10 protein-coding genes are annotated in these 12,017 nt (G+C 24.4%); 3 read left to right on the top strand and 7 right to left on the bottom strand.

The annotated features are described in order from the left end of the window. The 5 genes from T405_RS01740 to T405_RS01720 form a co-directional block, all read right to left on the bottom strand. Nucleotides 1-352: restriction endonuclease subunit S (locus T405_RS01740; RefSeq protein ID WP_198763722.1), on the bottom strand; the 352-nt coding region annotated here is incomplete at its 3' end. Nucleotides 353-497: 145 nt separating this feature from the next. Continuing rightward, nucleotides 498-911: a hypothetical protein gene (locus T405_RS01735; RefSeq protein WP_036430460.1), complete on the bottom strand. Its 414-nt coding sequence runs from the start codon at nt 909-911 to the stop codon at nt 498-500. Beyond that, on the bottom strand, nt 911-2,632 hold the full coding sequence (locus tag T405_RS01730) for a DUF262 domain-containing protein (RefSeq protein WP_036430458.1): 1,722 nt from the start codon (nt 2,630-2,632) through the stop codon (nt 911-913). The genes T405_RS01735 and T405_RS01730 overlap by 1 nt, the downstream gene beginning before the upstream one ends. A gap of 249 nt (nt 2,633-2,881) precedes the next feature. Continuing rightward, nucleotides 2,882-4,549 (bottom strand): PTS transporter subunit EIIC, encoded by a 1,668-nt coding sequence (locus tag T405_RS01725; protein ID WP_036430456.1) that lies wholly within the window; start codon nt 4,547-4,549, stop codon nt 2,882-2,884. Then, nucleotides 4,549-4,758 carry a hypothetical protein gene (locus T405_RS01720; RefSeq protein WP_156951230.1) on the bottom strand — a complete coding sequence of 70 codons (210 nt, stop codon included), beginning with the start codon at nt 4,756-4,758 and terminating at the stop codon, nt 4,549-4,551. The genes T405_RS01725 and T405_RS01720 overlap by 1 nt, the downstream gene beginning before the upstream one ends. A 290-nt stretch (nt 4,759-5,048) precedes the next feature. Here T405_RS01720 and T405_RS01715 point away from each other — a divergent pair, with 290 nt between their 5' ends. Genes T405_RS01715 through nagB form a run of 3 tightly spaced genes read left to right on the top strand, consistent with a single transcriptional unit; the run spans nt 5,049 to nt 7,740 of the window. Beyond that, complete coding sequence (locus tag T405_RS01715; RefSeq protein WP_036430454.1) at nt 5,049-5,900, top strand: N-acetylmuramic acid 6-phosphate etherase; 852 nt, start codon at nt 5,049-5,051, stop codon at nt 5,898-5,900. Then, nucleotides 5,900-7,009: an N-acetylglucosamine-6-phosphate deacetylase gene (locus T405_RS01710; protein WP_036430453.1), complete on the top strand. Its 1,110-nt coding sequence runs from the start codon at nt 5,900-5,902 to the stop codon at nt 7,007-7,009. The genes T405_RS01715 and T405_RS01710 overlap by 1 nt, the downstream gene beginning before the upstream one ends. A gap of 8 nt (nt 7,010-7,017) precedes the next feature. Beyond that, nucleotides 7,018-7,740, top strand: a complete 723-nt coding sequence (gene nagB, locus T405_RS01705; RefSeq protein WP_036430452.1) for a glucosamine-6-phosphate deaminase — start codon at nt 7,018-7,020, stop codon at nt 7,738-7,740. Between the two features lie 44 nt (nt 7,741-7,784). On the opposite strand, the gene T405_RS01700 is transcribed toward nagB, so the two are convergent. Further along, entirely contained in the window at nt 7,785-10,172 is a 2,388-nt protein-coding gene (locus tag T405_RS01700) for a hypothetical protein (RefSeq protein ID WP_051619532.1), read from the bottom strand. 9 nt (nt 10,173-10,181) lie between these two features. Continuing rightward, nucleotides 10,182-11,987, bottom strand: a complete 1,806-nt coding sequence (locus T405_RS01695; protein ID WP_036430451.1) for a hypothetical protein — start codon at nt 11,985-11,987, stop codon at nt 10,182-10,184. Between the last annotated feature and the right edge of the window lie 30 nt (nt 11,988-12,017).

Raw genomic sequence — 12,017 nt, 5'->3', positions numbered from 1 at the left:
CATGTGCAAAATATGAACTTGGTTTTATACTTGTTTTTTGGAGCATAACACCACAAACATTTGTAGCATAAAATAAACCATCTCTGTATAAAACTGTTCCAGCATTTGCTCCATCTGTAGTTCAGGTTATACTATTTTTAAATAAAAAATTATTATAAAATCCCAAAAGACCATTATTTAATGTTTGAGAAGAAAAGACTGGATAAATATATTCACCCATCTTTTTGTTCCTTATTTTGCGTTGAGATAAAACTTCACCTCTTGTTAATTCAAAAACTTCTCCTATGTTATCTTGCTCCCAGTTATTACTAAACCCTTTAAATCTAACTTTTGGAACTAAAACTTTTTTCATAATTACCTTTATTTATTTAATTATAACACCTTAAATTCCTTATAACTTGATTTATATTAAAAGAAGTATAAATAATAGCTTAATAATTAAAATCCAATCATTACACTTGATTAATAAGTGTAATGATTGGATTAAATTCTTTATATTATTTTTCTAATTTATCTAATTCTGCTTGTTTATCTTTTATTGATTTTTTCAATTCTAATATTCTTTCTTTTTTTGTTTTTCCAGATCCAAGAATCATTCCGACTATTATTCCTATTACTATTAAAATTGGTAGTAATGGTATTGAAAAGATGATTAGAAAGGTTCATAAGTATCAACTTTCATCTTCTTCCTTACGAAGAATAATAGTAAATATCAATAACATAAAAAATATATCTATACACAATATTATTAAAGCAGCATATAAATAGTTTATTCATTTAATATCATTATTAATTAAGAAACTTGATTCAATTAAACCGACCAATCTTAGTCATATATCTGTTGCTATTAAATAATATAATACAGTCCAAATGATTAATAAAATAATTGTAAATATTTTTGTTTTTCTCATTAGTTATCACCTTTATTTATATCTAATTTACTTGTTAATTCATTATAGATAAATTCTGAAATAATTTTACTTCTGTCTTTGACATTTTCTATATATCAACTATTTAGGTTATTATTTTCTTGTATAAAATCATGTACAATACCTATTTCAGATTTCTTATAATAATTAAACTTAAACTGAAGTATATTATCACTTGATAAGACATTTATCTTTTTTTCTAATGGTAACTTATTACCTATCATTTCAATAATATTTTTATCTATATGATTCTCTTTTGTTCATCTTTGAGGAATTATATGTTCTATTTCTCAATCCTGAGGTAATAGTTTATTTTGTTTATTTGAACTGTATGCAATTAGTTTTAGAATAATTCTTGTTATATTATTTGGTGTATTGATTATTTTTTCTTTAATTTGATCATCAGTTATAGAAATTTCAATATCTATATTAGATAGTTGTTGATTTTTAATATCTTTATTTAACTTTAACACATTACTTTTTATTGCATTTGATGTGGGAATTTCAATGTATTTAAGTAATAATTTTCTTGATAAATTCTTAAGAAAAACACTAAAATTTGTTATAAAATCAGTATCTTTAAAATGATACATATAATAACAAACTACTGGATATTTTCAAAACTCATTTGGATATGAACTAATGATGTCTAATTCCTTTAAGACATCAAAGTTTTCTGTTCATTCTTGTCCTTGTATTTTATTTCTTTTATTAATAACAGAAAAAAAGTCATTAATTTGTTTTAACTCACTTTGCATTTTATTGAAATGTATTTTGTTATTTTTAAATAATGGCATAAAATATCTTCTCAAACCTGGTGTTCTTATACTTATATCATTGTCTTGGGACCTTAAATAAAACATATAATAAGTTAGAATTCTTTCAAATGTTTCGTTGTTTTCTTCTATTTCTGTAGATAATTCTTTTCAATTATTTATAAATTCTTCTTTTTCTTGTTCAGAATTAATTAAATTATAAATAGTAGATTTAAAAATATCAGAATCTGATAATTGTAATCCTCTGTTATTTATTGTTTGAAAGACAGTTAGAGCAGTATCTAAATTATCTATTTCTATTTTTAAAATATTAACTTCTTCTAATATATAATAATAAAAATCTATTAATCCAGTTTGATTATTTTTAGAAGTATCTTGAATTAGTTTTATAAAAACATTGTAATTCTTACAATAAATATTATCTTTATCTGAACAAGTGCCTTGTTCAGATATTTCATTCAAGATATCAATTTTTTTATTATCTATACCTCTGATTTCTATTTTAAAAGAGGATTTATCATATATAGTTGACCTGCTTTGTTTGGTTCATAATATTCTTTTAAGTTTTTCTTTAAGATTTTTAACTTCTTCTGTTTCATATAACTTAGTTTCTGGACTATCTAATAAAAAATAAATAGATCTAAATAAAAGTAAAAGTGTTGTAATTCTTTGTTGACCATCTACTACTTCCAATTGACCTATATTGTTTTTAAAAACAATAGTATTTCCTATGAAATAACCTAGATTATCTTTGTTTTTAACATCATTTTCATAAGCTTCTCATAAATCTGTAAAAAAGGTTGTTATATTTTCTAAATTCCATGAATAAGGTCTTTGATATTCAGGTATTAGAAATTTTGATTCTTCTTCTAAAGATTCGAAGAATTTTAAAATAGAAAAACTGTGTGCTTTAATTTTGTTTTGCATAATTTTTACCTCTAATTTATGATAATCAAAAAAAAAAAAAAAAAGAAAGAAAATTATTAAAAATTTATGTTTAAAAGATTACAGTAAGCCTTAATTTTGAAGTTTTTTTCATATTTTAAAAAAAGGAGTGAAAAGTTGTAAAAATTTCTTGGTTAAACCTAGAAATATACAATTAATTAATCTAATAAAATTTTAATAATATGAAACATTTGAATCAAAAAAAATCTACTTGATAGTAGATTTTTGACATTAAACTAAATCAGAACCTTTGTTGGAAACTATTTGATTATTCATAGATTCTGCTTCTACACCGATTATTGCTTGATATGAGGTATCAGATACTTTTACAACACCAAATACACCTGCTTTTTTAAGTTCTTCTTCATTTACTTTAGAACCATCTTTAACAATGTATCTTAGTCTTGTTGAACAGTTATTAAATTCTACAATATTATCTCAACCACCAAATCCTGCAACAATTTGTCTTGCTTTATTTGAAAATCCAGAATTTAATACTTCTTCTGAAATGAAAGAATTCTTTTCTTCTTCAGATAAAATAATTCCATTTTTTCTTCCTGGTGTAGATAAATCAAAGTATTTAATAATAAAACTTCCTGCAAAGAAATAAGCAACACCACAAACAAGACCAACTACTATAATTCAACCTGGATTTGCAAATACTCTTGCAACCCCTGTAAATCCTGATTCGTTAATAATTCTTAATGATTTAGGAATTGATAAAATAAAGTCCATAAATCCTGCTGAAAATCCGAATCCTAATTGAATTCCCATTACACCGGTTATAAATGCAAATATACCTGTAAGAATAGCATGAACAATAAATAAAAGAGGAGAAATATATAAGAAAGCAAATTCAATAGGTTCAGTAATTCCTGTTAAGAAACTAATTAAGGCAGCTGAACCAAATAAGGAAATAACTTTTATTCTTTGTTCTTTAGATTCAGATTTATATATAAATGCACCAACTAATGCTGGTAATCCAAACATCATCATTGGAAAGAAACCTGATTGGAAAATTCCACCTGGGTTGTTTTTAGCAACTCCATTTAAGAAAATAAATATATCACCATTAACTGATTCGCCTGCTTTAATTTCACTTGGTCATGTACCAAGTTGAAATCAGAAAATATTATTTGGAATATGATGTAAACCAAAAGGAATTAATAAACGATTAATAAATCCATAACCACCCATAATTCCTGCTCTTGTAAATCTTGCTGATAACGAAATTTGTCCTTCTTGTGCAGCAACTGCACTAGACATTGATTCAGAAATTTTAAAGATTACAAAAGCTATTCAGGGGAAAATAAATGCTCAAAAAATTGTAAATAAAACTGTTACAATAATTGATAAAGCAGGAATTAATCTTTTTCCTGAGAAAAATCCTAATACTTTAGGTAACTCCACATTTGTTGTTCTGTTATAAACATATGCAATAAATGAACCAATTATCATTCCATTTAAAACATTTGATCCAAAAACTGAATTAAATTTTGAACCAAATAAGGTTGAAAAACCTTGAACACCATTACCTAAATTTACTTTAGCATATAAAATATCTACTAAAGTTGGTAATAAACTTGACATTATAATAATCGAGATAAATCCAGCAAATGCTGATTCTCCTCGCTTATCTTTTGTAAAAGCAAAAGAAACACCAATGGCAAATAAAATATGTAAATTATCAAAAATTGCTCCACCTGTTTTTAAAAACAAGGCATTCACAAATTTTGCAAAAGCTGTTTCAGTTGGTATTTCTGCTCCTATTCTCAATAAAATAGCAGCAACTGGTAAAACAGCTATTGGAAACATTAATGCAGCACCTATTCTGCTTAATTTTTCCATCATTTTCTTCATGAAGGTAAGATTGTTTGATTTTTTTGTTATAGTTTGCATTATTTTTTACCACCTGATTTAGAAATTCAATTCATTTTTGCTTTCTTAATCACAAAACCATGAATAATAACTGTAGTTATAATTGCACCAAAAAATACTAATAAGAAAAAGAAGGAGAAAATACTAATAATATTTGAGTGTGCAACTTTTGTTAGATTTTGTCCATCAACTTTTAAACCACCTAATAATCCAACTAATATCACAAGCATTACTGAAAATAAAAATCATAATGCAATGTAAATATATTGAGACCAATGTAGTTTAGAAATTAAGTTTTTGAAAAAAATATTAATTTTGTTCATTATAAAACACTACACCTTTCTTGTGCGTTTTCCACACATAATAAATGTTAAACTAATAATAGAAAAAAATACATATATGCAAAAAAGTTCTACTAAAAAACTAAAAATGTTATTTTAATTTAAAAATATGCAATATTTTTGCATATTTTATTGTTTAAGTTAGTTAATAATAAAATTAGTTTATTCAAGGAGGTATAATGCAAAATAAGAAATTAGACACTTTGTCTGACTCTGAATTAATTAATATCTTTGACCATTCACTTATTGATGTAGATATTGCTTATAAAAATATGAGTAATGAAATTATCAATGTAGTAAATAAATGCGTTGATTCAATAAAAAAAGGTGGAAGAATATTTTATGTAGGTGCTGGAAGTAGCGGAAGAATAGGGATGGTTGATGCACTTGATATTCTTCCTACTTTTGGGGAAGATAATTGATTTAAATATAGTATGGCAGGTGGATACCAAGCTATATTAAAATCACTAGAAGGATATGAAGATAATTTTAATTTAGGGATGGCTGATGCACAAAATAATAACATCAACGAAAATGATTTAATTATTGGATTATCTGCTTCTGGTAATACAAAATATGTGAATGGTTTTTTTGTTTATGCTAAACAAAAAAACGCTAAAACAGCTTTATTAACAAATCAAACTGATGGTATTTGTTTTGAAAATACAGATATTATTTTATATGGAAACACAGGAAGTGAAATAATTGACGGTTCTACTAGATTAAAAGCTGGTACTTTACAAAAAATTGTCTTAAACACAATTTCTAGCATGACAGCAATTAAATTAGGTAAAGTATATAACAATTATATGATTGATTTAACTCCAATTAATGAAAAATTAGTTAAAAGAAGTATTCAAATTTTATCTGAAATAACAAACTTAAATTATAATGATGCTTTAAATTTATATAATGAAGGAAATCAAAATATTAAACTTAGTGCTGTTATGTATTTAAAAAAAGTTGACAAAATAACAGCACAAAAGTTACTAAAAAAGTATAATTATAATCTAAGGGAATTAATTGAATAATGAATATTATTAAAAATGTCAAAATTATAAATTATAATGAAATTATAGAATGTGCAGATATATACATCCAAGATGATAAAATAACCCAGATAATAAGAAATAACAATAAAGCAAATGCTATTGCTGTGCCTGGTTTTATTGATACTCATATCCATGGTTTTAAAGGATATGATGTGATGGAAGGAACTAAAGCAGTTAAAAATATTTCAAAATATCTAGCTAAACATGGAACAACATCTTTTATGCCAACTGCAATGACAAATAACTGAAAAGTAATCCTTAAATCGTTGAGAGAAATAGCAAATAATGAAGTTTGAGTTTCAAAAAATTTAGGTATTCATATTGAAGGACCTTTTATAGGATTAAGTAAAAAAGGCGCTCACAAACCTGAATATTTACAAAAATCTAATGCCCAAAAAATAAATACTTTATATAGTGCTAGTTTAAAACAACTTAAAAAAATTTCTTTTGATCCTTTGATGGTTAATATACAAACATTTAAATATCTACAAAATAAATTAAATATCATTGGATCAATAGGACATACAAATGCTAGTTTAAAAGTATGTGATAAATTTTTTGAAAATGGTTGTTTTTCTGTTTGTCATTTATGAAATGCTATGAGCGGAATAGATTCAAGAAACCCAGGATTATTACAAAGTTCATTTTTAAATAATAATAGTTATGCTGAATTGATTATTGATTTATTGCATGTTTCAAAAGAATCATTGGAATTAACTTTTTTAAATAAAGGTTATGACAAAATAATAGCTATATCAGATGCAATAAAACCCGCCTACACAAAAAATGGAGACAGTATATCCGGAGATATCCCTGTAACTAAAAACAAACTAAAAATTGTTCTAAAAGGAACTAATACAATAGCTGGTTCAGGAATAACTATTCATGATGCATTTAAAAACTTAATTAAAATAGGTGTATCAATGCAAAATGCAGTGAAATTAACTTCATATAATTCTGCTAAGTACTTAAAACTAGAAAATGAAATAGGAGTTATTAGTCCAAATTACTTTGCTGATATAGTTCTTTTGGATACTAAAAATCTTAAAATTAAAAATGTTTATATTAATGGTAATTTAATAAGATAGGATAAATTATGAATATAATAATAAAAGATAATGATGATTTATTAGCAGATTTTGCAGCTGATTTAATAACTAGTCAAATACAGAAAAATCCAAGCATTAAAATTTGCTTTGCTACAGGTAATTCACCAATTAAAACTTATAAAAAGTTAATTCAAAAATATCAAAAAAATCAAATTTCTTTTGAAAATGTAGTATCTTTTAATTTAGATGAATACGTTGGTATACAACCTAAAAACCCTTGTTCATATCACTACTTTATGGATCAAAACTTATTTAATCATATTAATATTAAAAGAGAGAATATTCATTTACCAAACGGAATAGGTAATATACAACAAAATGCACAAAATTATGAAAACCTAATCAAAGAAAAAGGCGGAATAGATTTAATGATTTTAGGTATTGGTACAAATGGTCATATAGCATTTAATGAACCTGGTTCTTTATTAACTGATAGAACTAAAGAAGTTAGCTTAACCGAAAGTACTATACAGTCAAACAAAATTTATTTTAATAGTATTAATAATGTTCCTAAAACTGCTATTTCTATGGGTGTGGGAACTATTTTAGAAGCTAAAAAAATTATTTTATTAGCAAATGGTTCTTCTAAAGCACAAGCAATATATGATGCTATTAAAGGAACTATAACTTCTAATGTACCTGCTAGTTTTTTACAAACTCATTCAGATGTTACATTTATATTAGACAAAGAGGCAGCAAAATTAATTTAAAACTTGGTTGTATAAACCAAGTTTTAAATTTTATTATAAAGATTCTACAATTCTATTAACTCAAATTTGTTTGGATTTTCTTTTATTTTTTCTTCAAGTTTTTTCTTAAATGAATTTGGATTATTATTTGTTTCATATCCAAAATAATCATAATCTAATGAAGATAATAAACCAAAACCATATTCATCATCACCTAAGTTTTGCATAAATAAAGCAACCATATTAAATTCTTCATCATATACAACACTACCTGAACCGCCAGATATTAAATCATATTTAATACCAAAACCTTCCTTATCTTTTATAAAGAATGATCTGAAGTTTCCATATGTGGCAAATTCTCTTGCTTGATCACTTGGTCTAATATCTTCTAGTTTATTAATTATGTGTTCTCTATATCTTCTTCCAGAAAAACCAGCATGTGGGTCTTGAGGGAAACTTGAAAGATAAAACTTGACATAATTATCTTTTTCTAGATATTTAGTTTTTTTGCTTAATTTAAGAGTTTCTAAGTTATTTCAATTTTGGAAGTAATTAATAATTTTTGTATTATTTTCTGCAATTGCTTTGTCTAAAATTGGTTTAATATCAATTATATTAATTGATATATCAGCATCTTTAAAATTACGATTATTATCAATTGTTCCATTTCTTCTAGTTTGATCTTTTGCTTGTCAGAAGTTAAATTCAAATCAATTTTTCTGAACATCTACAGAAATATCACTTGCGCTATTTCTTATTTTTTCATCTGAAAAATCTGGGATTAAAACTTTATTTAAGACTCTTGGATCATTTCATCTTGTTTCTAAGATATCAGAAACGTGTCTATTTGTAATGAAATAATATAAGGTACTATTTGGATCGCTTGGCTTTACTTTTGACACCATTGTTGATGTTCCTCCACCAACAACAAAAACTCTTTGTCTGATTTTATCAAAAAAACTATTTGTATCTTTTGGTAAAACTCTTAAACCACTATATGCTTTTAAATTATTTTCATCTGAGTAAAAATTTTGATTAGTTGTTAATTTAGCATGAGAATCATTAATGAAAGGTTTTGAACTAATTGTGAATAGTTCATTATTTTCCTCTTTGGTTAGGTATGAAATTTCTGTTGTAATACCAAATTTTGAAAACACATCTTTAGTTTGATTGTCTGCAAAATCAAATGAAAATTCTTTGTTTTCGTTATTTGTAAATTCAACTTTAATTTGACTATCTATAATAGTTGCACTAAATGAATAATTAGAATTTTCTATTCTTTCAGTAAGTGTTTTATTTTCTGAATTTAATAAACTTTCTAAATCAATATCAACAAATATTGGTGTTTTTGCTATACCACTTAAAAAGAATGTTGTTGGTTTTTGTTTTTCTAAAGTAAATCTAATTTTTCTTTTTGAAAAATCTTTATTTAAGAAATTAGTTAAATTCTTTTGTCAAACTAGTTTATTTTCTTTGATCGTTAATTCATTATCCTGAACAAGCGATGGGAATATTGAATGATTATAAGAATATAAATTATCATTTTCTTTTAATCTTACTATTAAGTCGGGGATATAAGAATAAAAATCAGGTCGTTCTTCTTGTGTGCTATAAATATTGAATCATCTTGGAATATCAGGTGTATCTGTACCTTGACCTATAATGTATTGCAAGACTTTCTTCATTTCATTTCTAAAGTAGTTTTCAATTAAATTATCATTATGTGTATTTTTTTCTAATACTATTTCCTTAGGGAATTCTGTGTGATCGAAAACTGTTTTAGGATTTGAAATATTTCCTGGGTTTGTAATAGGGGTATTTACATCAAGTTTATTTAATTTTGGTAATAAAAACTCCATTTCTTGATGTTTTCTATCTGGAGTATTTTCTGGAAGATTTGGTTCAGATGAACCTGGATTATGACCTGGTTGAGGTTCTGGTTTCGGTAGAGGTTGATTGCCACCTGCATCTATGTCACCTGACCCTGGATTTTCAGTGGGATTTTCTATTGGTTTTTCTGGTTCAGAAGGCACATTATTTATTTTATTTTCGAGTATAAATTCATAATTCAGGTCTGTTATGTTAAATCCATCAATAAATAAAGAAATTAACTTATATTTAATGTTAGTTTCTAAGTTATTTAACACAAAGATAATTCCATTAGATAAAGTTACATTATTTAGTTCTACATTCTGGATAATAGAATCGTTTTCTTTTTGGTAACCAAGTTCTACTTTTTGAACTGTTTCTTTTGAAAACTTACTAAAAGAAATCGATAAATTAATTGAATTATCATTTTGTTGTTTTTTTATTTCATTAATAACAAAATTAGTTTCTTTAGTTTCATTGTCATTTATTCCATTTTTTTTGCATGATATTATTGTCAAAGGTAAAGCAACAAGTGACATAGAACCTAGTAATAAATATAATTTTTTAGTTGTTTTTTTCATAATTTCCTCTTATCTTTTTATGGTTGAAAAATAATAAGTATCTAATAGTGATTGTAATTTATCATTAACACCAGAAATATTTTTATGATTAATTGTTTTCTTTTTATCTGTTATTTCATAAATATCAATAGCTTTTAAATCGTATGTATTATCATCATTTATAAAATAGTTTCTTCTAACTATACTATAATCAACTATATTAGCAGGAGTATAATTAATAAAATCAAAATTTACTAAATTTGGATAATCTTCATTTAATCTTTTTTCAAATGATTCGTTTGCAAAATCTATATGTGAAAGTAAAAATGAAGTTTTTGCTTTTAATTCTTCTATATTATCTAAAGATATGTTCAAAATATTACTAAATACCAATTTAAGTTTATCATTAGTTAAAATTTCATCTTCTGTGAATTGTCTAAATAAATTTAAATCATCATCTTTTAAAGTCTCACTAATTGTTTTTTCATATAATTTTAATAATTTAGATTTAAATTCATTAAATTCAAGAACTCCATCAGAAAAATCATTAACAAATTCTTTAACTATTTTTTCTCTTAAAACATCTATTAAATACTCATCATATATTTTTAATAATGTGTGTTTTATATTTTTATTATTATATAAATAACCTAAGTTTTTAAAAATAGATTCAGTTAAATCATTATATAAAATATCTCTTGTAGATTCAGAAATCTCGTTTGCTATAACCAAACCATCTACTAACAAAATATTCTCATTAAATTTAATTACTTCAACACTTCCATCAGGTAATTCAATAGTTTCATTTGTTTGTGGATCTTTAATGTTAAAACCATTTCCTTCTGAATAATAAGCATCTAATGCATCACCATTATAAATTATAGCTACATTCACATCAACTCTATTAGGATCTAACAATGATGCTATTATTCCTTGACCATCACCATTAAATGATATATTTTTACTTTTTGTTAAATCTGATTGAGTTGATTCATTTATTAGTTTAACAAAACTATTAATGTGTTGTTGAAAGTTATTGTCAGTAACAACTCCTGTATGGTTTTCTGGATTATATTCATTATTTAAGTTAAATGATGAACCATATAGCATGTTAACTCTAACAGCATCTGTTATAACTAAATTTTTATAATCAAATTCTTTTACTACATTTAAAATATTGTATAAGGAATTATCTTTTAAGTATTTTTTGAATTCATCATTTTGACTTTGTGAAGTTAAACGCTTTTTATTTTCTATTAAATCTTGTTCTGTAATAACCTTCTTATAATTTTGACCTGTTTTGTTTCAGGTATTATAAGCTACAACACCATCTTGAGCATAATAAGGAACAAAATATTCTCATAAATGTTTGATAGTTCCATCTTTTTCATAACCTAAATGACCGTCATAACTTTCTAGATGTTTAAATACTATTGGAGTATATATCCTAGATAATATAGTTTTTAATTCTTCTTTTGATTTTATTTCTTTATCAATTTTTAATAATTTTTTAAAATCAATTTTTCTTATCAAGTTTTTTTGAATTAAACTTGCTGCTTGAAAATCACTTCCTATACCACCAACTGCTTTATTATTATTTAAAGCAATAGTAAATTCATTAATTTCATTGAATGTTTTATATTCAAAATTTTTATTCAGTATATCTTCATTTGAAGGTGCTATATAAGACTTGTAATTAAAAAAAGCCGGTCTAAAGTTATTGTTTATTTTTAATGAAACAATAATTATTGAAAAAATAAAAATTATTGTTGAAATAATTAATACAGTGATTTTTTTAATATTTTTTAATGTAAAGAAATTTTTCAATTTTTCCATTTTTCCCTTGTATTCGAATTTATAAATAAT

The organism is Mycoplasmopsis felis ATCC 23391, assembly GCF_000701865.1.
GTDB lineage: Bacteria > Bacillota_I > Bacilli_A > Mycoplasmatales > Metamycoplasmataceae > Mycoplasmopsis > Mycoplasmopsis felis.
The sequence above is the reverse complement of the archived record's forward strand: the minus strand, read 5'-3'. Positions and strand labels throughout refer to the sequence as shown.